Here is a 22,010-nt window from a genome sequence, read left to right on the forward strand (position 1 = left end):
AAGCGGAGAAGCCCAAAAGGCCTCTAAAATTGTTGCGCGAGGAAGCCGCAGGCGGGGAATTTTAAGGCCTGCCGGGCTCGATTTTTGACGACGCCCTGCGAACAAGTTCAAATTGCAGATGCCCCCTTCCGAGAGCGAAATCTCACCACCTCATCCAGCTCGGACGACTTCTCTAGCCACAACCTATCGTGAACCAAATAAGGTATCACTATCAAGGAAAATCCCTGCCCTGGATTCCCCTAAGCATCGATTGGGCGCCATTTCCGGAACTCTGGCCTGAGTTTTAGGCTGTTGAAGTTCAAGAATCCGGAACCTTGCGCGCTACCTCCAACCGCATTTTGGCGCGGGCATAAATCGACTTTTCTAGGTGTAGGTCGCCAGTCATGGCGCGTTCAATCAGCGCCCGCATGAAACCGCCGGCAGATTTGATTTCGCCCGCCTCTCGGCGCTCAATGATTAGGGCCGCGGCCATAGCCGCTCCGGTTTGCCCCAATACGCTGGCCGCCTGATCGCGCGCATCGGCAGATATGCCCACCAGCACGCACAGCAGCGGGAATTTGTCGATTAGGGCTGGCCAACTCGTCGGGGCTGTACCGAGCCACGACTTCAGGGCCGGGCAGGCCGCCGTCAAGGTCTCTATCTGCATTGCACGGCCGGGCTCGGGCCGCGTTCTCGGGCTGGATTTCGCCTCGCCCCTTCTTTCATCCCAAGCCCCGCGAGCGAAGCTCGCTCCATTCAGGACAACTTGTCCGGCGTTGGCCGGACGCCATGCCCCTTCACTACGAGATACTAATTGGTTAGGATTTGTAGTCTGTATGTGGTCACGAGTTTTGGGCGTCCTGCTCATGATTTTACCCGATGCCAGGCTGTCTTCACGACCTTTGTTAAGGCCATAGGCCCGCTCGGCAAGCCAACGACAAAGTCGCGCTGCTCGACCAATCCGGGCTGTCGTCGATTTCTTGCTCACATTGGCCAAGATGATGTTGAACCGGCGCTCCAGCGTCGCAAGGATACGGCTCGCTAAGTCTTCGACGCTGCTCAGCACCAGGTGCAACTGCCGGACGGCGCCGCGGTACTCGCTCCAGGCAGCCTCCCTCGCGTTGCGGTCGCTACGCGCCTTTACGACCGACGCATTGAGTTCTCCATAACGCGCGATCAGCACGCGAAGGTCGATGCCAGAGACAGCGGCCAAATTCCCCGCATCGTCGCGGCGGGCGAACCGCTTATAGTTTCCGCTATCCCGCATCGCGATCAACCCAGCATCAAATAGCCGGGACAGCAGCGCTCCTGTGTGGTTGGGCGACTTTCCGATCTCGAAGCCCAGTGTGGCGTTTGACTTGAAGACGATCGGCAGGCCCCCCGCCTCAAACTGTGGGCCAGGCGCGCTGTGGACAAGGGTAACGAGCAACATGGCTTCGGTCGAATTGACCAAACCCGTTTGCGGCAGGTCCTTTGCCAGCACTTGTAACTGCGATCGGGTAACGGCGCCTAGCACGGCTTCTTCCGCCATTTTCCGGTAAAGAGCCCGAGCGTTCGTCTGTCGACGTCCTCTTGAATAAGTCGTCACCACTGCTCTCCAACAGTTGTGACCAGGGCGTGCGAAATCCCTCGCCGAAATGACGCCGAACTCTTGACGGGGAAATGGGGAGGGTCTAAAAACGAACTACCACATTCGAGTTTCAAGACGATCTCCCCGCTTCGGTTCATTCCGAGGCGGTTTTCGTTTTTGCCGGCTGGTCAGCTCCAAATTTTGAGTACGGGAAAACCCATCACTGTCAGTGAGGATTCGCGTTCGAACAAATTACATGCCACCGGACAAATCGCAACATTTTCACGTTAGAACTACCCAAATTGGGTTTCATAGGGGCGCAATAAATAGGAGAATGAGCTAAAATCCGTTGCATTCTGGCTAGCGCGGCGGATCAGTTCACTTTGCGATACCGATTTCAGAATGTTCTAGTTTAGTGGGTCAAGCTCGTGAGAAGCGCCGGAGTTTATGGTAGGCACACTTTATGATCAGCATCCGAGTCATCGCCGCCATCGCACTGCTCGCCGCTACCCTTGGGATTTGGCCTGCTCATGCGCAGGAATGGAACCTCCGCTTCTCGATGTGCGGGCGAGATCGGATCACATGCGTCGTTGATGGCGATACGATCTGGTTTCAGGGCGTCAACCTTCGGCTTGAGAGCTATGACACCCCAGAGCCGTACAACGACATTTGCGGCGGCCAAGCCGAGATTGCTTTAGCGCAGCGGGCCAGTGCCCGACTGCTTCAGTTGTTGAACGGCAATACCTTCACTGTCGAGACAGGCGGCAAGGATCGATACGACCGCGTGCTCGCCACGATCCGTATCGGTGGGACGGATGTTGGCGACATCCTCATTGCCGAAGGGCTGGCGCGAAGATGGCCCAACGGCGAGGAGTTCTGGTGTTAGTCAGCGACCAATGGCTGGCAATTGCTTATGCGGCCCGGCCGGAGGCAGCCTTTTTCTAGGGCACCTCCCGGTTAGTAGGACTAAGCAAAAAGGTGCCACGGAAGCCAACAGGATGGCCGGCTTGAACGCCTTGACTGCCCTAATGAACCTTTTCCGGCACTGACCAGCGGCGCCATGGGGGTGTGGACAGCGAACTGTGCGATAACAGCGCGATCAATACGGAAGCTGACGCTCAATCAAGGGTCGTTTCGGGTTAGGTCATTTCTCAATCGCGAACGCAACCTGGCGAGTGGGTCGGCAGCGCCGCCAGACCTCGGCGAAAACGGCAACGCATAGGGTGCCGGCTCCCGCCAGTATCCACAGCGATGGCTTGGGCCCGATGGCGCCGAGCGCGACCGACAGCGCGAAAGGTGCCAGCGCCGACAATCCCAGTCGTCCCATGCCAATCCAGCCCAACCGCTTGCCGAAGCCGGCCTTGCCGAAAATCGCCAGGGGCAGCGTGCCCGACACGATGCTGAACAGTCCGCTTCCCAGGCCGAACACGACGGCGAACGCGATCGCGCCTACAGTCGCAGGCGCCGTGACTGCCAGCGTGCCCAACGCCAGAGGCATCGTGATCGCAGACACTACTGCCAAAACTGTCGCCGGCAAGTCTTTGCCGAAACCCATGTTGATAAGACGGCTTGCCACCTGGGCGGGTCCGAGCAGGGACGCCACCCAGACCCCGGCGTTCCCCAACCCGAGCAGTCCGAGCATGGGTACCATGTGGAACAGCGTAGCCGCTGACACGAACCCAGCGAGCGAGAACCCGAGCACAATTAGGACGAAGACGAGGTTGGCGTTGTCGACGATCACGGGGGCCGACGCTGCGATGGCTTCTATCGGTCTCGCAGCGGCAATCCGGGCGAAGCGGGATAGCCAGAGGTGCAGGGGAAGGCAGACGACGAAGTTCAGTGCTGCGAAGAGGAAGTAAACCTGGTGCCAGTCCATCGCGTGTAGCATCCAGGTGGTCAGCGGCCAGAAGATCGTCGACGCGAAACCGGCGATCAGCGTCAGGTAGGTGATGCTACGCTGCGCCCGGGCACCAGTCGACTGGGCCAGGAATGCGAACGCCGTCGAATAGAGCACGAAAGCCGACGCCAACTCGACCAGGACCATGCCGGCTAGAAAGGCGATGGTGCTTCCGGCCAAGCCGCAGACTGCCAGCGCTGCTGCCGCGCCGATCGAGCCGACCGACATCACCCTGCCGGCACCAAGTCGGTCGGCCAAGCCGCCGGCCCATGGCGAGATCAGGCCGCCTGCTAGCAGCGCCAGCGAGATACACCCGTAGACCCATTCCACCGAGACGTTCAGGTCTACGGCGATGCTCGGCGCCAGGATGCTGAAGCTGTAATAAAGCGTGCCGTACCCGATAATCTGGGTGACGCCGAGGGCCCAGATGGCGCCAGCGTTGGAATGGTTATCGGCCATCGTAACCTAGATCGACTTCAGGCCGACCCGCTCCTCGAGTTTGCCTGCCGCCTCCTTGCGCTCGCTGTAGCGGGAGGTCAGGTAGCCGGAGACGCTGCGGTTGATCAGCGTGAACTTCACCAGCTCTTCCATGACGTCAACGACCCTATCGTAATAGGATGACGGTTTCATGCGACCGGCCTCGTCGAACTCCTGGAAAGCCTTGGCAACGGACGACTGGTTCGGGATCGTCACCATCCGCATCCAGCGTCCCAGGATACGCATCTGGTTCAGGGCGTTGAACGACTGCGACCCACCCGACACCTGCATCAGGGCGAGTGTGCGACCCTGCGTCGGACGGATGGCACCGCCCGGCAGAGGTATCCAGTCGATCTGAGACTTCAGCACTGCCGACATGGCGCCGTGACGTTCCGGCGATGTCCATACCTGTCCTTCAGACCACAGCATGGCCTCGCGAAGTTCCTGCACCTTCGGATGGGTATCGGGCGCATCGTTCGGCAGCGGCAGGCCGTTGGCATGGAATATCCGAACCTCGGCGCCGAATGCCTCTAGCAGAAGCTGAGCCTCCAGGGTCAGGAACCTGCTGTATGAGCGTTCCCGCAGGGAGCCGTAGAGCATCAGGATACGCGGCTTGTGCTGCAGGCCCGGTGCGGTGAGCTTGGAGAAATCCGGGACCTCGAAGGCACCGGGCGTGATATTGGATAGATCAGACAACGCGCTTCCCTTCGGCGTCTATGATGACCTCGCCGTCTTCCTTGGTGAACGGCCCGATGTCGGGATTCTCCAAGATGTCGAGCACGACCTCGGAAGGGCGGCAAAGGCGGGTGCCGACCGACGTTTCCACGAACGGACGATTCAATAGGATCGGGTGAGCTTGGATTGCGTCGAGCAACGCATCGTCGCTAACGTCGGCACTCGAAAGCCCGAGTTCCTCATACGGCGTATCCTTTTTCCGTATGGCGTCCCGCAGCGGCATGCCGGCAGCCGATACCAGCTCGACGATGCGGTCACGGCTTGGAGGCGCCTTGAGGTATTCGATAACCGTGGGCTCGACACCCGATTGCCGGATCATGGCTAGGGTGTTGCGCGAGGTGCCGCAGTCGGGATTGTGGTAGATGGTGACGGTCATGGACATTCCAGGATGGTTGGGTTCGTCGGCGGGTTTGCGGGGCGACGCTCAGTTGCCGGTGGCCAATCCTGCAGGACGCGGGAAATATCGGCGACCCAGCCACAGGGCCAAGTGAACCAGCACGACGAGCACCGGCACTTCCACCAACGGTCCGATGACCGCAGCGAAGGCGACCGGCGATGCCAGGCCGAATGCAGCGATGGCGACGGCAATGGCCAACTCGAAATTGTTGCCGGCTGCGGTGAAGGCAATCGCCGTCGAGCGCGGATAGTCCTTGGCGATCCACTTGCCCATGAAGAAGCTCACGGTGAACTGGATCAGGAAATAGATGGTCAGGGGCACGGCTATGAGCAGGGCATCAAGCGGCAGGCGTACGACATCGCCGCCCTTGAGGCTGAACATCGCCACGATGGTGAAGAGAAGCGCCAACAGGGTGATGGGGCTGATCCTCGGCAGGAAGACCTGTTCGTACCATTCGTTGCCCCTGGCGCGGATCAGGAAGAACCGGGTCAGGAAGCCAGCCAGGAATGGCACGCCCAGATAGATTAGCACGGCTTCGGTGATGGTCCAGAAGCTGACATTGATGACGCTGCCTTCCAGCCCGAACAGGGGCGGCAGCACGGTCAGGAACAGCCAGGCGTAGGTCGAGAAGAACAGGATCTGGAAGATGGAGTTGAAGGCAACGAGACCGGCCACGTACTGGTTTGAACCGCCGGCCAGCTTGTTCCACACCAGCACCATGGCGATGCAGCGTGCGAGGCCGATCAGGATCAGGCCGGTCATGTATTCGGGATGGTCTCGCAGGAAGATCACGGCCAGCAGGAACATCAGCACCGGCCCGATGATCCAGTTCTGAACCAGCGAGAGTGCCAGCACGCGTTTGTCGGCAAAGACCTCGTGAAGGGCCTCATACTTTACCTTCGCCAGAGGCGGGTACATCATCAGGATCAGGCCGATGGCGATCGGGATATTGGTCGAACCGACCGACATGGATTCGAGGGCGACGGGAAGACCGGGGATCATGGACCCCAGGGCCAGGCCCAACGCCATGGCAGCGAAGATCCAGACCGTGAGATAGCGGTCGAGGAAGGAAAGGCGCACCGGCGCCGCATTGACTGACATGGAGGAGTGATCCAGTTGTTCGGTGTAAAAGGCCGGCTTCAGGGCCGTAATCTATGCGTGCCCCGTCAGGCGACGTTCGACGACTTGGTGGTGGTGCCGTCCATGCCGCCGATGCCTTCGAGCTTCGAGTTCAATGCCATGCGGTCGATGCTGGCCAGTGGCAGGTTGATGAAGGCACCGATGCGGTTGCGGAGATAGCGCAGGGCATCCTCGAATGCGGCACGCTGCTTGAACTCGGCGCCTTGAACGGCAGCCGGATCCTCGATGCCCCAGTGGGCGGTCATCGGCTGGCCCGGCCAGATCGGGCATGTCTCGCCCGCGGCGTTGTCGCAAACGGTGAAGATGAAGTCCATCTTCGGTGCGCCAGGCACTGCGAACTCGTCCCAGGCCTTGGATCGCAGGCCTTCGATGGGGATGCCCACCTTGCCAAGCGCTTCCAGCGTCATGGGGTGGACCAGACCCTTGGGCGTTGAACCCGCCGAAAAGGCACGGAAACGGCCTTGGCCGACATGGTTGAGGATGGCCTCGCCCAGGATCGAGCGGGCGGAATTGCCGGTGCAGAGGAAGAGGACGTTGTAGACGCGGTCAGACATGGCTCGGTTCCTTTGGAGCGCAGCACGGAGTGAATTCGGCAACAAGGGGTTCGCACAGCTCCGGGCGACCGCCGCAGCAGTCCTGGACCAGGAAGCTTGTGACCTCCCGCACCCGATCAACCACGGCCCGGTAGACGATCGACCTGCTGTGGCGCTCGGCTTCGATAAGTCCGGCTCGGGTCAGGATGGCTAGATGTGTGGACATGGTGTTCTGCGGCACCTCGAGACGACGGGCAATCTCGCCAGCCGCAAGGCCATCAGGCTCATACTCCATCAGGAGACGGAACGTATCGAGACGGGTACTTTGAGACAGGGCAGCAAAGACGTCGATAGCTTGATTTGATTCCATATATCGAAGATTATCGATTTGATGAATGAAGGTCAAGCACTGTGGTTTTGTTGGGTGGCCATTTCGTTTCCGAATGGCGGCTTTCAGGCACCCGCGAATAGGGGCCCAGGGTATGAAAAGGGGTCGGCCGTGGCCAGTCCGATGCAACGCCACCGTTCCAGACCACATATTATGCGAATCCGCTCGACGTCCGTTTTGCGCGTCATTTCGGCCACCACCACCCAGAGTGCTGACCTGCAGCAGCGGATATTCCGCTGCTGCAGAGTCCAGAGTGCGGACTTGGCAGTGGCGACTGCCCACTTCCCGTTGGCAAGCCGCTTTCGTACCATCTGCCGATAGTTTTCTTGGTTAGCCTAGCGCTCTGTTCCTTGCGCTACACTCGGGCCGAAATTGCTGGCGGGTGATCATGCGGTAGATCGTGAGCGTTCGCTCCCTGGTGAGCCGATCAGCCCCGCTCGCCGTATTCAGCGGTCATCCAGTCTTCGTAAACATCACCAAAGCTTCCGAGCAACCGCTCGACCTTGGCGGCGGCACCGGCCACGGGCTGGGTGTCAGACCCCACGAACCGATAGCCGACCACCAATCTAAAATGCAGGCATGTTAGGACATCCGAAATCAGCCTTACCGAGTGCGCGAGCAATACAGCATCTCGTTTTTCGGGGGGTCTGCGGTCCCGGTCTAAGGCAAGCGACGCCCCCACGTAGTCCGCGTGCAGAATGTGGCTCGCAAAAGAGAAGTTGTGCGCATACCCACCGAATCCGCGGAACAACTCATCACCAGACCGAGAGAATTCTCCGAGAAGGCCAGTGAAGCCCCATCGAGATTCGAGCGCTCGGCGCACGGTCCCGTTGTACGTGTTGCCAATCCGAGCCTCTTCATCGTTGGAGAGTAAGCGGTCCCGGAGAGGTTTCCACTCAAGGTCATTCGGATTGGGCACGATCGATAGCAGCTCGGAAACCTTCTTATGGTCTTTGAACAATGCAATCTGGAAGAGGTCATCTGAGTATTCACGATGACGCTGTTTGAAGCTGTCGCGATCCTGAAGCAGATAGCAGAACTTGAAGGTGCCCTCGATGACGGACCTTACGAGCATCTCAGCGTCCCAGAGTTGGGCGAAAGCGATCAACAACAGGGCGCTCTCACTGGACCGTGCATTCGCGGAAAGGAGAAATGCCAACGTCTCGCGCTCGTCCTTGGACCACCCATCATACTGTGCGACAGGCGCCATTGTCGGAAGCAATTCCCGCAACAGAAATAGACCCTGTTCTGCCCATGATCTCATTTTGGAGTAGATTTCATCGGGATATGACATGGCTACCATTTTGAAAGGAGAATTGCGTTTGATGAGTCCCCAGTGGGAGCAGAATATAGCCACTTTCAGCCAAGATGGATTTACGGCCAGACGACGACAAAGCCGACGTTAGCAACTACCAAGTCGCTGCATCACGTACGGATCAGATTGGATAGTATCTTGGGCGGCTACACCACTGTCCACCGCGCCCGTCCATACACTACACGCACCCGACCATGCCTCTGTCGAACGGACGTTCATCAGCCCTGCAGGGCGTTCACTGCCATCTGAGCAACCACCCGACCTTTACAGAAATCCGACCGCACTCTACACGAAAGATGAGACAAGAGGGTGGGCGACGACGACGGCATGGATGAAAACGACCTTAACATCTCCAAAGCCATGCCGGGGGCCGATGTCCTTCGTTCGCTGATAGCGTCCCGTTCCAACAGCAGTGAGAGACTGCAGCAGGACGACGTTGCACTCGCCATCGCTGCAGTGGGCGAAGTCGCGAAAACATCGGACAGTTCGAACGAACGTTTAGAAGCGACTGCACTACTCGGGAAAGTCAACGAGGCCTTCAACTCCAACGCAGTTACGGCCGCCGTGAAGTCGACCGTCGAACGAGCGCTCGTGACGCCGCTCCCGGCGACAGGCAAGTGGGGCAATGCCGAAGACCGCTTCTATCTCGCCAAAGCTGTCGCACTTTCGACAGAGGAGTGGATCTCAGCCTATGCGGCTCATGCCCTTGCCCACGCTGAAATAGCCGAAAAAAACTCCCGGGATTTATGGGCGTCGATGGCGATCTCCCGTTCAAAGGATCTTGCAGCTAGCCTACACGCAGTCGCCTCCGAGTTCGAAGTCTGGGCGTCTGAAGGGCGCTCGCCAGAAACGGTTTACCGTAAGCTCTCGCAAATCTATGAGGCGCTAGGAAAGAACCTGATCCTCGTCGACGCCCCCGCAGGGTCGGGATTTGGCCGCGCCCTTGGTGCCCTGATCAGAGTGGCTGGCGGCGGCAAAGGCGCAGAGGCGATGCGGCTCAAGGAGCAGACTGCCATCTCGCTGCTCAATCTCATCACCCAACTCCTCCGACTTCGGCTCGACGCTCGCAATGACTCCGACGTATATCGCGCCGTCGGAAGTATCAGAAATTGGTGGCGCCCGACGCGGCCGCCGGAGCCGGTCGAACGGCTAGTCGATGGCATCGTTGCTATGGCTGTTGAGGTACTTCAGTTGCTTGCCCGTGGCGGAGTTCGTGATATCGAGTTGCGCATGGCGGTTGCCCGCGCACTAGAGTCCGCTCGCGTCAACGCGATCGCGGCTCGCATAGCGGCGTCCGACCCCACTCTCGCCCCGGACATTGCCCACTGGCTCGCCACAGGGAAGGAACCTGCGGCCGGCCAGAAATCGACCAGTATTGATAGTCTGAACGAGTTTGCGGAGAACGAGATCATTGCACGGGTCATGCTAGCAATGATCAGCCAAGATGCAGGCGCCACGGATCTTGATCTAGTTGCCTCCTCACTGGAACTATTCGATGCCGATCAGGCCGCGCTGGTGCGCCGGGCCGTTGGGCGAACCGCTGTTCTAAGGCAGTGGGTTGATGCACTTGCAGACCGGCGGGGCCTGCGGGTAGTCGGAACGCCCGGTGAACTGGTTTCCTTTGATCCGACGCTGCACGAAGCGTCCGAACCAGTGCAGCGCAACGCGAACGTTCGCATCGTTGAACCCGGAATTAGACGTACTGACCACGGCGGATCGACAACAATCATTTCCAAAGCACAGGTCATCAGGACCTCATAAAATTGGACTCCCGGGGGGGACATGGACATTACGACAGCGCGGCTGCTACTGGAAAATTTGCTCGAAAGAAGCAGAAGTTCCGGCGAAAAGGTCTTTCTGACCAGCGCAGAGTTGAAGGCTCTCCAGGTAGTTTTGGGCGTCGAGCTGGCCCCTGTTGAAGCCGAGACAATCGAGGAGAAGCTTTCACCTGCTGTAACTACAACGGCACCACGCATTCCACTGATAGACCTCACAATTGCTCCCTCTCAGTTAATTCAAGACGCGCGGCTGTGCATCGATTTTGGCACTTCATACTCGAAAGCCTTTATGAGCGAAGGCGACGCAGAGGATGACCCCGAACTCTTCGACCTCGCCATCGGCGATCCCACATCGAGCAACCCTCTCGTCACGCCTTCGGAACTCCTGATTCACGGCAACACGCTCTATTTCGGCATTCGCGCGCGTGGAATGTGGGAAGATATCGATGCGCCAAGCGCAAGGTTGATCGACTCTATCAAACAGTTCATCACCCTCAACGCTGACGTGTCGAAGCTAGCGCAACAGCGGCTCGATACTGACAAGGACCCACAGCAGCTATTCACACGTCGCGACATCCTCCTGCTGTATCTGGCCCACCTCATGTCGCTTACCGAAGCTGCACTCGAGGGTCGAGGCAAGTCCGCCAATATTAAGCGACGCTTTACGCACCCCGCATGGAAAGACGGCACGCGGCAACGCAACGAGGAAGAGATGCGGCGGCTAATGGCCGAGGCCGTTCTCCTGTCCCGATCGGCGCCTGAAATGTTCCGAGAGGCAATCGACCTCAAGCAGGCCCGTCAACTGCTCGATCAACTGACGGCGCTGCCCGAGAGCAAGCTGCCTAGTTTGCTTATAAGCGAGCCCGTCCGGGAGGCCACGGCGGCCGGAGCTGGGGCGCTGCTGGCATCTCAGGAAGGCATGCGAAGTGCTTTTTTGGTCGTGGACATTGGTGCCGGCACCACTGACGTGGCAGGCTTTCTCTGTGCGAACAACGCGATAACCGGTGTTCTGAAGATATCAGAGGTTTCTGGCTCCGCCGATGCAAAGAATATGGCCGGTAACTTGCTCGACGAAGCCCTCCAGCGATTCATCCTCGACCGGAGCAACCACTCCCAGCAGTCGGTCGAGTATCGAATGGCCCAACAGGCCCTTCGCCGCCAGATCCGTCTGCTCAAAGAACAGCTATTTCAACGCGGCTCCATCACGGTGGAACTGCCCACCGATGAAATCGTAGAGGTCGCCCTCTCCGACTTCCGAAATTATCCCCCTGTCCAGAAGTTCGAAGCAACGATCAGGGAGATGGTCGCAAAATCCGCAGTGGCGTTGGCTGGTAGTGCGGATCGGGTAAATCTAGTCGCTACGGGTGGTGGCGCTTCACTCCCCCTCATTGGCGACCTCGGCGAAACGGGCGTAAATGTCGGGGACAAATATGTTCGGCTCAGCGTTGTAGACGCTGTCCCGTCCAGTGTCCGGACGTTTTACCCCGGTCTGATCCCGCCCTATACCCAGATTGCCGTCGCACTTGGTGGCTCGCTATCCACATTGCCAGAAGAAATCAAAAGCCTACCCAAGGGTATCGTTGACGCGCCAAAATACGAGACGCTGCCCTCCTACAAGAGCTGACGCGCGGGCCGGCGGACTTATCCTCTGCCGGCTCGCACGCAGCAAATCAGTCCCAGCCATTGCTTTACGATGACTGCCCAGGCACTTCCGAAACGTGGTTCCGCATGGCCCGGCCGACTTTCGGCGCCATCGCTTTTCTGAGGCGGGTCCATAGCAATTCGAGCATCGCAGACGCCTCCTAGATTTTCAGGAGGATCTTTGACTAACTCAATGCACCCAAAGACTCGCCAGTGACGCTGTGCGGCCTCTTGGCGATACCCATGGTGTAAGAGCCTGACCAGTTAAGCGGCGAACGGCAGTGTCCCGATACGAAGCTCGACCCAGGCCCGCATACGATCGCGCAGATCGGCGGATATCCAGTCACGGTTGCCCTGCCCCGGGGCAAGAAGCCTGTCGCGATCGAGCAAAAGTCCGTTGACGACGTTTGCATGGTAGCGGAAGTCGTCCGGATCGAGCGCAAACGGCATCGCCAGCGCCTTCTGCGGGTCGATTGTGAACGACACAATCTTAGTCCAGACACGAAGCTCCGGCTGGTGAAGCTTCGAACGCCAATCCTTACCGCTCGCGCATTGGAAGAGCATGATCGGAAAACCAGCACGGCCATCGGAGAATGGACGGAAGCAAAGCAGGTCGAGCCCCGCCTCCTTCGCGTTCTTTGCGGACCAACGCTTGATCTCGCCTGTCGCCTCGCCGATTAGTTCGGCGACATTTCGCACGATATTAGCAATTAGGTTTGGCTCGGTCGCGGCCCAACCAGTTTGATGGACTTCCCAACCACTGAAGGTCGCCGCGACCGCCTCGGCCGTCAAATCCTCGAACAGCTTCCCTTGTGGACCAAAGTCCTGCCCAAACGCTTGCGACCAAGCTGGGTAGGCCTTGGAAAGCGAAAGAGCGAGACAAAAGGCGTATGGAGCCACATCGTGCCAGGTGTCGTCGCAGACAACGCGGGTGCCGCTCTGAATGCGCAAAGGGTATCCTGCTCCGAGAATCCGTTTGCGCTCGCGGATCGTGATAAATACGTCGTTGACGAGTTGCCAGGCGAATCCCTGATCGGCGTAAATTTCGTTTTCCCGAAGTACGTCAACGATATCGGAGCCAGTTACCTCGCCCTCGCCGAACATAGCGCAGGCTTCTATCCAGTCGCAGCAAATCGCCGCGTCAACGTTATGTTTCAGGATCGAACGCGCGAACCCCTTGGGCGGCAGGGCAAGCATCAGTTGTCCTTATCAGCGTTGAGTTCATCTCGCAGACCCGCGAATAGCGAAGCAAGTTGCAGCGCATCCTCGCCGAGGCGTTGCGCTGCCTTCCGCAGTTTCTTCGACTTCGCATAGCGGTGAGCACGGCTCAGCGCCGATTCCACGTTATCGGCAGCTTCCTCGACCAGCCGAATGATCTCCGGCTCGTCCCCTCCGGCCAGTGAGAAAGCCACCTCAAAGCTCGGGCGCGGGCTGCGCTCTAAATACTCAACAGCCTTCTTGCTTAAAAGAACACGGCCAAATTGATCAACTTGACGGGAATCCCGGACGATCGGCTGTCGCTTCTCGTCGCCAAATAGCCAGAGTGCGAAGTTGGCGAGTTCTTTCAGCTTCTCGTCTGGCACAGGCTTACGAGCTTCGTCCGGATCAGCCTGGATATCGATGTCGAGGTAGCGCTGCACACCGTCAGTTCTAAGTGACAGAAAGAGAACGCTGAATTTGTCCTCTACATACTCAACAGCAATCTTTTCCTGACCCTCCATTTGGAGCAGTAACCTATAAGAAATGTAATTTTGGCGCACCGTCGGCGTTTTACTTCCGATCTTGCGCATGACTTGCGCATATGTGAGCTTGCTATTTTCAATTAGTTTGGCAATGTATTCTGCTTTTTCGGCCGGCTTCCATTCCTTGATGCCCGTGACATGTCGGAACCCCAGGAAAGCTTCAACGTCCTTCCGCGTCTCCACCTCAATATATGGGACGCGCTCGAAAAGGTCGGCGGGCGGGATTGTTTCCTCAATGATTTCGCGCCAACGGCGATCAATCTTCTCGCCATCGGCCGCCCGCTGCAGAAACTTAAGCGCCGCTAAACGGCGATTGCCCTCAATGACTACGAGAGCATCTTTGCCATAAAGCTTCTCACGAACGACGATCAGCGCCTCTTGTGGCCAAAAGCCACTTTCAAGGAACGAAACCGCAAGTTCGTCCAACGTCCAGTCGCGCATAAGGTTTAGGATCGTCGATTGCTTGACGGTTGGACCGGTATTCCCTCGACCAAGTCTAGGATTTAGCGGATCAAGCATTAGTTGATCAACGGAAGTATATTCGATTTCGTTGTTTACAGCCATGTCGCCTCGCTCGAACCGGAAGCTAGCAAACCATACCTAAGAAATCATCATCAATAGGTCAGCCGCTTCAAAAGCGCCAAACGCATATCTGCGCCAAGCCTACCTGGAGAGATTGTCGGAGCCGCGGTTGGCAGCGCAATCGCTCACAAAGTAACACGGGGTAATAGGCGGCCCAAAAGTGAGGGCGCTCAAAAGCTTGTCAGTATCAACATTACAAACGTAATATCGCGTGCATCACGCTGCAATTTGGTGCATTCAGGTGCAAGGGGGGCATTTCGAAGATGGCGGGTCTAACACACCAAAAGCGCTTTACCGTGTCGGTCGATCAGGCCGACTACGACGCGCTTCAGGACCTAACTCGTAGTGTAAGTCCCCCAGTTAATTTGCAGTATCTTATGCGATTGGCCGTACGAAATCTGCTGGATCAGCATGCAGCCAAGCAATTGAGCCTCCCTTTGGAGCGCCGGCCATGAAGTTCATCGATCTCTTTGCTGGACTTGGTGGATTCCACCAAGCACTGGAAAGGCTTGGTCACGAATGTGTTTTTGCCTCCGAACTTAACGGCGACCTTGCTGATCTCTATGAGCGAAACTTTGGGATAAGGCCGCATGGTGATATCCGCGAGGCGCACGAATTGGTGCCCGCCCACGATATCCTTTGTGCTGGGTTCCCCTGCCAGCCCTTTTCAAAAGCCGGTGATCAACTCGGCTTCGATTGCCCACAATGGGGCGATCTTTTCGACTATGTGATCAAAATCATTCAACGGCACAGCCCGCGGTATTTGATCATCGAGAACGTCCCAAACATCATTCGACATGATGGGGGGAACACTTGGAAGCGCGTGCGTCAGCGCCTTCGCGACCTTGGCTACGACATCGACTCGGCTCTGATGTCACCACACATGTTTGGTGTACCACAGCTTCGCCAGCGAGCGATTATCGTTGGTGCACGCGACGGTCTCGGTGACTTCGAGTGGCCGAAAGCCACCCACGAAGCAGATGAGGTCGATATCCGCTCAATCCTCGATGAGCGACCCAGTGACGCTAAGCCGCTGCCCCCAGCGTTCGTGACATATCTCAAAACCTGGCAGCTACTGCTGGATGCATTACCCTCGGATTCTGAACTCCCATCTTTCCCCCTCTGGGCGATGGAATTTGGCGCCACTTATCCTGCGCGGACAGGCACCCCGATCGGACTCGGCCTTACAGAAATGCGCGCATATAGCGGATCTTTTGGCAGATCGTTGGAAGGCGTAGCAGAAGAAGACATACTAGATGCACTGCCTCCGTACGCTCGAGACGGGAACGCGTACTTCCCCGAATGGAAAATCCAGTTCATCGAACAAAATCGGCAGTTTTATCACCGTCATAAGGCAGTTATCGATCCTTGGCTCCCTTCAATCCAAGGCTTCGCGCCTAGTTTTCAGAAGCTCGAATGGAATTGGAAGAACGGGCCGCGCGATCTCAACCAAAGTATCATACAATTCCGCGCATCTGGAATCCGAGCTAAGCGCCCAACGGCGGCGCCGTCGCTGGTCGCGTTGACAACCAGCCAGGTGCCAGTCATCCCGTGGGAGGGGCGTTACATGACAATGCGAGAGTGTGCCCGACTGCAGAGTATGGGCAAGCTCGAGCATCTGCCAGATACGCAGACGGCCGCCTTCAAAGCTCTTGGAAATGCCGTGAATGTAGACGTGATTGGATCGGTTGCCGCTGCCTTGCTCAGCGAGACGGAGCCTACGGTGGGGAGTTTGAAGCTCCCCCTGCCTAAGCGCCCTGCACAACTACAGGCGGCTGTCGCCTAGACCTAATGGTCAACGAATAATCTTGAGGGGGATAGGCATTGGAGGATCTAGATTTTGACCAGGTTGCGACGCTCCTGGCAGAGTTGTCGCAGCCAAGTGTCTTGCCGAAGATCGAAGGCAGGAGGAAGTCGCCGAGCCCCTTCGAGTCAATGGAGATAGATTTCGCATCGAGCGCATGGCTAGCTCGGGTCCTCGAAGTTGCCACTTGGCTCAACCTTGATTCCACGTTCGATGAGCAAGACTCGCCAAAGGCAGTTGCGCTTCGATTGTTTGATGAGCTTTCCCCTGGCAAGGCCGAGGCAAGCTTCGAGATCGAGGACGGGCACATAGTGCTCACCGAGATGGGCGCTCAGGCTCTGGAGGAGCGACTAAGTCGCGCAGTAAGCAACCGAGCCAGTTTCCTCCAAATGCTCGAGGATGAACTGTCCGTTGCGGCCGCTACCGAAGAGTGGGTGGATGCATGGAACGAGGCTCCTGCCACGGAACCTCTTTCAATCAACGCGACCGTCGATAAGTGGCGCATCTACGATCTCGCCGGTCGAGCGAAACAGCAACAATTGGAGTTGAACCCAACTTATCAGCGCGACTTCGTCTGGTCGAACGCCGACTCACAAATGCTGATTGAATCGATCCTGCGTGGCATTCCATTGCCCTCGATTATCCTAGCCCGTGTGTCGAGCAGCCAGCGCTTTCAGATCGTTGATGGGAAGCAGCGGCTCACTGCTATTCTTCGCTTCATGGGGGCGCATCCGGAAGGCCGCGAAAACGCGAAGAAGATGAAAGAATACGAGCTATTCGACAGCAACTTCAGCCAATTCGCGCGGCGCAATAATTTGCGCGCGACCGACATCCGCGAAAAGTACCTACCATTTAAGACCAAAAAATATACAGACGATAAGGACCCCCTAAAGGGACTCGGCGGTCGGTACTATTGTGAAATCAGGGACAGCCAGGTTCGCATCGCCGGCGAGACCATCACGGTTGCCGATCTGTTTGAACGCGCCTGCGATTATTTCATACCGGTACTTATATACCGGGACACGCAGGTCCGCGATATTCACAAGGTTTTCCGGCTCTACAACCAGCAAGGCATGAAGCTCAATGCGGAAGAAATCCGCAATGCGGTCTTCAACCATCTTATGATCTCGCGACTGATGTTGTATGTAGGCGGCGACAGACCAGAGCCTGAGATTGCGCCTGAGTTAGTAAAGGCCGGAATCGACCCGACCACCTCTCATGAGAATATCAAGGCGCTCGGATTTGGAATCACTCGGTTTCGTCGCACAAAGGTACTTCTTTGGACTGTGGCCACGCTAATCCTCAAACCGGCGCAGGGGCCAGACAAGGCTTATCGTACACCGTCCACGGCCAGCCATATCGACGAGTTTCTACGTTCCATTGATAGCGATCGCCTTGCGCAGTTTCGATCGAAGGCAACCCTCGAAAATCTCGCTAATGACATCATAGCGGCTCTTGAGTTGCACCAAGCCGCATCGGACGCCTGGCACCCGAAGTTTCGACGCAAAGGCAAGAGCGAGATGGCCTCCCGGTGGGAGGAACTGCCAGTCGTCGCTAGCCTCATCTCTTGTCTCGTGCTGGTCATGACTGGTCAAGAAGATAAACTGGAGAGCGGAATCGAAGCCGTGCGTGAACTCACGGCCAAGATGGTCGGGCCAGCGAGCACCCAGAACAAGACACAGTGGGCTCATATCGCTAATGCGTCGACAAGCATTCTTGAAACGCTCGGACTGAGTCTTGCTGATGCCGATCTCGCAATTCGTGGTCGCTACGGCGACAGCGCGATTAACGCCCTCATCGAAATCCGCAAGATCACGATTGAATAGTATGGCGGCGGGTGAACCCAATATCGGACCGGCCGCCATTATCCCTGTTAGCGAAGCTGGCAAGGGGCAGGGTATGAAAGTGAGCTCGGTTGCCGCTGCCGATACATGGTGGGCCCGTTATCACGCAAGTATCGAGAAAGGGCTCTCGCCCAGTGCGCTATCAGTTCTAGAGACCGACGCCCGCTCGATTATCGAAAAGGCATTGCCACGCCGGAGCAAGATCATCGATGTGGCCGCCTGGCCGGAGACACGAGTTCGCACCGGTATGGTGGTCGGGTCGGTCCAGTCTGGAAAAACCGCGAGCATGCTCGGCGTCGCGGCTATGGCTCTTGATGCAGAAGTGGATCTGCTAATCCTGCTCGCGGGTACCCGAGTCAGTCTCTGGCTACAGACATACGAGCGGCTGCTTGGGCAACTTGACGGTTCGACTTTGGAAAATGCCTTTCGCCGACGGTCCGAACGCCTGATCCTTCCTCAGCCGGCAGACATCCTGCATGAACAGAGGGCAGATCCAGCTCGCTATTTACAACGACCGTTGGCGCGACAAGCGCTCAAAGCTGGTCGACCGATCATCTGTGTCATTCCAAAGGAGGATGACCACCTGCTCATGCTGCGTCGCTTCCTCAGCGACATTGTCACCGATGAGTATCTTAGTGCGCGCGACAAGCCTTACTCGATACTGGTACTCGATGACGAAGCGGACGATGCGAGTGTTCTTGACAGTGAACTTTCGCAAAAGGTCACACCGCGGCTGATAACAGCACTCTGGAGCGGCGATCCAGACAACGCGGCGACGCGGCATCCATCACTGTTCGCCACTTACGTCGCATATACTGCGACACCTCAGGCAAACTTCCTGCAGGCCACCCACAACCCCCTGAGCCCACGCGACTTCAACGCCGCACTTCGGACGCCTGGGCCGATGGGCGCTATCGCTCCGAGATCGATCACCTACACCGAGCCGACTGGCGTCAGCTCCTACTATTGCGGGGGTGAGATTTTTTATGATCGCCTCCGGACGGCCGGTGATGGAGCATTATGCCGCGTCTCCGCTTTCCCAAATCTTCGTATCGGCGAGACCGAGACCGAACTCGCCCAGAGGCGCGAGGATCTCCGGTGGACAATGCTATCTGACTCGCTTCGGTGCTACCTTGTAGGTGCCGCGGTGCGGAGCTTGCAGCCCGGTTGGGCACATGCGTTTGCCCACGACCAAACTTATGCCAATGCTGAAGAAGCTCATGCAGCTGCGTGTGGCATGCACACGATGCTGATCCATCCTTCGGCTAGGAAAGAAGATCACTTCAGCACTGCTATGGATGTTGTGCGTTGGTCGTTGTCGGAACCTGGAACCCAGCCGCCCTCTGAACTTGATGACAATATCAAAGAGCGTCTCGAGATTTCAGTGCCCGGTCTAGTGCGCCGGCTACTGTTAGAGGAGACAGAATGGTCGGCGTGGTTGGGCCGCTTTGAAGCATCGCGCATCGCTCTCGCCACACTTCCCCAAGCGCCCTACACACCGATCGCGGTTTCCGATTGGCCGCAGGTTCGCGATGCGCTGATTGAGCGCATTATCCCTAACGTCCGCTTGCGCGTGTTGAACAGCGATCCTGCCTCGGATGACCGGCCGCGCTTTGCGGTGTGCGAAGACGATGCGGGCTTCCGAATTCCTCCCGACAGCCTCTCTATTTTTGTTGCTGGTAACGTGCTCTCCCGCGGCCTGACCCTTGAGGGATTGACCACCAGCCTATTCCTTCGCGGCGCCGCTGAACCGGCTGCTGATACTCAGATGCAGATGCAACGATGGTTCGGCTATCGTGGTCCTTTCCTGCCGTTCTGCAGATTATTTACCTACGAGGACCAACTGGAACTCTTCCGACGCTATCACGTCAACGATAACGCCCTAAAATCCGAGGTCATTAGGTCAATGGACCTGGCAGGGGAGTCTAATGGTCCGGCTCTTGTACTTCAGGGCGCCTCGTTCGTTGCGACCAGCAAGGTCGAGGTGCGCAAAGTTCCTCTATCTCCTGGGCCAAGACCTTCGATCCGGCTCATTGAAGCCGAGGACGATACGTTGGCTAAACACAACATCGACGTGGTTGCAGCACTGTTGGAAGACGGCCAGTGGGTGCCTCTTAAGGACGACAATGGGCTAGAGCGCGGCATTATCCGGACGGAGCCGGTTAGCCTTAATTGTCTTGCCTCGACCCTCGACGCGTTGCGGTACACGCACCACGATCCAGATATTGGTAACGAATTGAGCCAGCGTTGGAAGCACTACGCAAGACTGCTGGGAATCGATGATCCACTGTTTACTCCGCCTATGCGTAACCCACAGGACTATGGGACTGAACCCCAGTCATGCCCTTACTCAATCGCTGCATACTTAAGGTTGTGGTCGCATCTTGTCGGCGATCACTCGGCGCCGGGCTTTTATCCAACTGATCGACCAAGCGTGCCATGGAATTATGCGGATACGCTCAGCGCAAGCACGCCGCGGTTCTATCTTGCTTTCCGTCACGGTCAGAACCCCGTACGCGATCCTCGACTTGCGGCGAGAGGAATCAAGGCCGTCACGCGGGAGCGCACACCAAATGGCCAAGCGATACAGACGCTATGGGGCACACGTGGTTATGGAGGCACATATTATGGCGACGAATTGGTTGACTACTATTTTCACCGCACAGCCCCGGTCCCAAGTATTCAAGGCGGCGCAAGTTGGCGTCCCCGCGGTCACCCAGGCCTTGCCCTGATTCATATCGTAAGCGCGCGAGAACTGCCGACGGACTTGGTAGCCGTTGGTCTTGGACTACCACATGGCGGTCCCGACCATATCGCGGCACTTAGGTCATGAGAGATCTCCATTTCGAAACATTGCGCGATGATTTGGAAAGGCTCAGCGTCCCTGATGGCCAAACACGCAATCTAAGATGGCTGGTGACCCCGCTGGCGATCGGACGAACCGGATCGGGCGATTATGAGATCTTTATTAGAGGCCCCGCAATCAATGCAGCGTCATCGCTGGTGCGACGGCACATTCAACACGGCGACTGGCGTCCTCAAGAAGGCGGCCACCCTTTTTCAGCCAGCCGCATCGTTTTGCCCGCAGCCCCGCACTTCGCATCGATTGCCGCGCTTATCTCCATTGAGTTGCTACGAGCTGGAATTGCCGAAAGCCGCGGCGCCCAGTCAGCGTTCACCGACGTAGAACCTATCATCGAAATGGCGATCCGTCGCGGCGCACTCTCAGACGAGGTGGTCATAGGGCTGATCGGCGAATTGACGGTTCTCCGACAGATTCTCCTCGCAAGAGGCGGGGAGCCGGCGAAGATGTTGCGTTGCCTCAACTTCTGGCAGGGTTGGCAGGAAGGCGGTCGAGACTTCAGAATCGGTGATCATGTGATCGAGGTGAAAACTACTCAGGCGACCGGTTCAATTCATCAGTTTAGCGGACTCCACCAGCTCGAGCCGAGCGCGCTACCTTCCGGTGCGATGGAACAAATGCATCTGATGAGTATCGGGCTCTCGGCATCGAACTCGGTGGGAGAAACGCTTCCGTCAATGGTAAGCAGCATAGCCAAGCTGCTGTCTGTCGACTCGATGAAGACAGAGGTAGCGGACGAGTTCATTCGCAGAGTCGAAATGTACGGCACAATATCCGGCAGCGGTTATGCGCATGAGCGAATGCAGGCGTGGAGCGTCTACGCAACACGTTACGCCCATACCTTCGTCCCGCGCTTGTACCGTTTGGACGACCCGGCGATGCTAACGCTAACACGGGATACCCTCGCCCAAACATTTGTGCTCGCCGAGGGTCTAACTTTCACCATGCACATTCCTGAGCGGGTATCAGCCTTCAACCCAGTTCCCAATTGGGATGCAGAGTTGGAGGCTATGGCATCAGCCTAACACCCACCCTCTGATGGCAGGACAGAATTCACAATCAATAGATCATGCAGAGGGTACTGCGTTGGTGTCAACGCTGTCACTTTCCTAGAGATGCAAATCCGGCGCTAGACGTCAGCAGTGTGGCAGCTAGATCTATCCATCTATTCATACATCGGAGATGTCGCCGCTCGCGAAAAAGTCACCCGATGCGTCTGAGTTATCCGACAGCAGTCCTGCATCTTGCAGCGCATTGATTTCCGGTAGATCCCGCAAGGTACCGAGCCCAAAATGCTCCAAGAACCCCTTTGTCGTCACATAGGT

17 protein-coding genes are annotated in these 22,010 nt (G+C 57.4%); 7 read left to right on the forward strand and 10 right to left on the reverse strand.

The window, feature by feature from the left end:
- Positions 1-298: 298 nt before the first annotated feature.
- Positions 299-1,570: a plasmid replication protein RepC gene (gene repC, locus DevBK_RS19615; protein WP_317186701.1), complete on the reverse strand. Its 1,272-nt coding sequence runs from the start codon at positions 1,568-1,570 to the stop codon at positions 299-301.
- A 442-nt stretch (positions 1,571-2,012) separates the two neighbouring features.
- Here repC and DevBK_RS19620 point away from each other — a divergent pair, with 442 nt between their 5' ends.
- Positions 2,013-2,435, forward strand: a complete 423-nt coding sequence (locus DevBK_RS19620; protein ID WP_317186702.1) for a thermonuclease family protein — start codon at positions 2,013-2,015, stop codon at positions 2,433-2,435.
- A 258-nt stretch (positions 2,436-2,693) separates the two neighbouring features.
- On the opposite strand, the gene arsK is transcribed toward DevBK_RS19620, so the two are convergent.
- From arsK to DevBK_RS19655, 7 genes are all read right to left on the reverse strand, one after another.
- Positions 2,694-3,905 carry an arsenite efflux MFS transporter ArsK gene (gene arsK / locus DevBK_RS19625; protein ID WP_317186703.1) on the reverse strand — a complete coding sequence of 404 codons (1,212 nt, stop codon included), beginning with the start codon at positions 3,903-3,905 and terminating at the stop codon, positions 2,694-2,696.
- A 6-nt stretch (positions 3,906-3,911) separates the two neighbouring features.
- On the reverse strand, positions 3,912-4,619 hold the full coding sequence (gene arsH / locus DevBK_RS19630) for an arsenical resistance protein ArsH (protein WP_410494112.1): 708 nt from the start codon (positions 4,617-4,619) through the stop codon (positions 3,912-3,914).
- Positions 4,612-5,034 carry an arsenate reductase (glutaredoxin) gene (arsC, locus tag DevBK_RS19635; RefSeq protein ID WP_317186704.1) on the reverse strand — a complete coding sequence of 141 codons (423 nt, stop codon included), beginning with the start codon at positions 5,032-5,034 and terminating at the stop codon, positions 4,612-4,614. The genes arsH and arsC overlap by 8 nt, the downstream gene beginning before the upstream one ends.
- A gap of 48 nt (positions 5,035-5,082) precedes the next feature.
- Positions 5,083-6,156, reverse strand: coding sequence for an ACR3 family arsenite efflux transporter (gene arsB / locus DevBK_RS19640; protein ID WP_317186705.1), 1,074 nt, complete (start codon positions 6,154-6,156; stop codon positions 5,083-5,085).
- Positions 6,157-6,221: 65 nt separating this feature from the next.
- Positions 6,222-6,749 (reverse strand): arsenate reductase ArsC, encoded by a 528-nt coding sequence (locus DevBK_RS19645; protein WP_317186706.1) that lies wholly within the window; start codon positions 6,747-6,749, stop codon positions 6,222-6,224.
- Complete coding sequence (locus DevBK_RS19650) at positions 6,742-7,098, reverse strand: metalloregulator ArsR/SmtB family transcription factor (RefSeq protein WP_317186707.1); 357 nt, start codon at positions 7,096-7,098, stop codon at positions 6,742-6,744. The genes DevBK_RS19645 and DevBK_RS19650 overlap by 8 nt, the downstream gene beginning before the upstream one ends.
- Positions 7,099-7,543: 445 nt before the next feature.
- Positions 7,544-8,410: a DUF5677 domain-containing protein gene (locus DevBK_RS19655; RefSeq protein WP_317186708.1), complete on the reverse strand. Its 867-nt coding sequence runs from the start codon at positions 8,408-8,410 to the stop codon at positions 7,544-7,546.
- Positions 8,411-8,758: 348 nt separating this feature from the next.
- Here DevBK_RS19655 and DevBK_RS19660 point away from each other — a divergent pair, with 348 nt between their 5' ends.
- Both DevBK_RS19660 and DevBK_RS19665 read left to right on the forward strand, forming a co-directional pair.
- On the forward strand, positions 8,759-10,192 hold the full coding sequence (locus DevBK_RS19660; RefSeq protein ID WP_317186709.1) for a hypothetical protein: 1,434 nt from the start codon (positions 8,759-8,761) through the stop codon (positions 10,190-10,192).
- Positions 10,193-10,213: 21 nt separating this feature from the next.
- The gene (locus DevBK_RS19665; protein WP_317186710.1) at positions 10,214-11,833 is read left to right on the forward strand and encodes a hypothetical protein; all 1,620 of its coding nucleotides are present in this window, start codon (positions 10,214-10,216) and stop codon (positions 11,831-11,833) included.
- Between the two features lie 281 nt (positions 11,834-12,114).
- Here the strand turns inward: DevBK_RS19665 and DevBK_RS19670 are convergent, their stop codons facing one another.
- Positions 12,115-13,047, reverse strand: a complete 933-nt coding sequence (locus tag DevBK_RS19670; RefSeq protein ID WP_317186711.1) for a hypothetical protein — start codon at positions 13,045-13,047, stop codon at positions 12,115-12,117.
- Positions 13,047-14,156 (reverse strand): hypothetical protein, encoded by a 1,110-nt coding sequence (locus DevBK_RS19675; RefSeq protein WP_317186712.1) that lies wholly within the window; start codon positions 14,154-14,156, stop codon positions 13,047-13,049. The genes DevBK_RS19670 and DevBK_RS19675 overlap by 1 nt, the downstream gene beginning before the upstream one ends.
- Before the next feature lie 469 nt (positions 14,157-14,625).
- On the opposite strand from DevBK_RS19675, the gene DevBK_RS19680 reads away from it, so the two are divergent.
- The 4 genes from DevBK_RS19680 to DevBK_RS19695 are packed head-to-tail and all read left to right on the forward strand — an operon-like array spanning position 14,626 to position 21,710.
- Positions 14,626-15,960: a DNA (cytosine-5-)-methyltransferase gene (locus DevBK_RS19680; protein WP_317186713.1), complete on the forward strand. Its 1,335-nt coding sequence runs from the start codon at positions 14,626-14,628 to the stop codon at positions 15,958-15,960.
- Between the two features lie 38 nt (positions 15,961-15,998).
- Positions 15,999-17,804: a DUF262 domain-containing protein gene (locus tag DevBK_RS19685; protein ID WP_317186714.1), complete on the forward strand. Its 1,806-nt coding sequence runs from the start codon at positions 15,999-16,001 to the stop codon at positions 17,802-17,804.
- Entirely contained in the window at positions 17,722-20,655 is a 2,934-nt protein-coding gene (locus tag DevBK_RS19690; RefSeq protein ID WP_317186720.1) for a Z1 domain-containing protein, read from the forward strand. The genes DevBK_RS19685 and DevBK_RS19690 overlap by 83 nt, the downstream gene beginning before the upstream one ends.
- Positions 20,652-21,710: a PD-(D/E)XK motif protein gene (locus DevBK_RS19695; protein WP_317186715.1), complete on the forward strand. Its 1,059-nt coding sequence runs from the start codon at positions 20,652-20,654 to the stop codon at positions 21,708-21,710. The genes DevBK_RS19690 and DevBK_RS19695 overlap by 4 nt, the downstream gene beginning before the upstream one ends.
- The last annotated feature ends 300 nt before the right edge of the window (positions 21,711-22,010 follow it).

Source organism: Devosia sp. BK (genome assembly GCF_032907385.1).
In the GTDB taxonomy this organism is placed as follows: Bacteria; Pseudomonadota; Alphaproteobacteria; order Rhizobiales; family Devosiaceae; genus Devosia.

Bases quoted from the DNA above. Each gene is read 5' to 3' on its own strand.
- DevBK_RS19655 (WP_317186708.1), bottom strand. From the start codon at position 8,410: ATGTCATATCCCGATGAAATCTACTCCAAAATGAGATCATGGGCAGAA.
- arsK (WP_317186703.1), bottom strand. From the start codon at position 3,905: ATGGCCGATAACCATTCCAACGCTGGCGCCATCTGGGCCCTCGGCGTC.
- DevBK_RS19665 (WP_317186710.1), top strand. From the start codon at position 10,214: ATGGACATTACGACAGCGCGGCTGCTACTGGAAAATTTGCTCGAAAGA.
- DevBK_RS19650 (WP_317186707.1), bottom strand. From the start codon at position 7,098: ATGGAATCAAATCAAGCTATCGACGTCTTTGCTGCCCTGTCTCAAAGT.
- DevBK_RS19690 (WP_317186720.1), top strand. From the start codon at position 17,722: ATGCCGATCTCGCAATTCGTGGTCGCTACGGCGACAGCGCGATTAACG.
- DevBK_RS19680 (WP_317186713.1), top strand. From the start codon at position 14,626: ATGAAGTTCATCGATCTCTTTGCTGGACTTGGTGGATTCCACCAAGCA.
- DevBK_RS19675 (WP_317186712.1), bottom strand. From the start codon at position 14,156: ATGGCTGTAAACAACGAAATCGAATATACTTCCGTTGATCAACTAATG.
- DevBK_RS19670 (WP_317186711.1), bottom strand. From the start codon at position 13,047: ATGCTTGCCCTGCCGCCCAAGGGGTTCGCGCGTTCGATCCTGAAACAT.
- DevBK_RS19645 (WP_317186706.1), bottom strand. From the start codon at position 6,749: ATGTCTGACCGCGTCTACAACGTCCTCTTCCTCTGCACCGGCAATTCC.
- DevBK_RS19695 (WP_317186715.1), top strand. From the start codon at position 20,652: ATGAGAGATCTCCATTTCGAAACATTGCGCGATGATTTGGAAAGGCTC.
- DevBK_RS19660 (WP_317186709.1), top strand. From the start codon at position 8,759: ATGGATGAAAACGACCTTAACATCTCCAAAGCCATGCCGGGGGCCGAT.
- arsB (WP_317186705.1), bottom strand. From the start codon at position 6,156: ATGTCAGTCAATGCGGCGCCGGTGCGCCTTTCCTTCCTCGACCGCTAT.
- DevBK_RS19620 (WP_317186702.1), top strand. From the start codon at position 2,013: ATGATCAGCATCCGAGTCATCGCCGCCATCGCACTGCTCGCCGCTACC.
- arsC (WP_317186704.1), bottom strand. From the start codon at position 5,034: ATGACCGTCACCATCTACCACAATCCCGACTGCGGCACCTCGCGCAAC.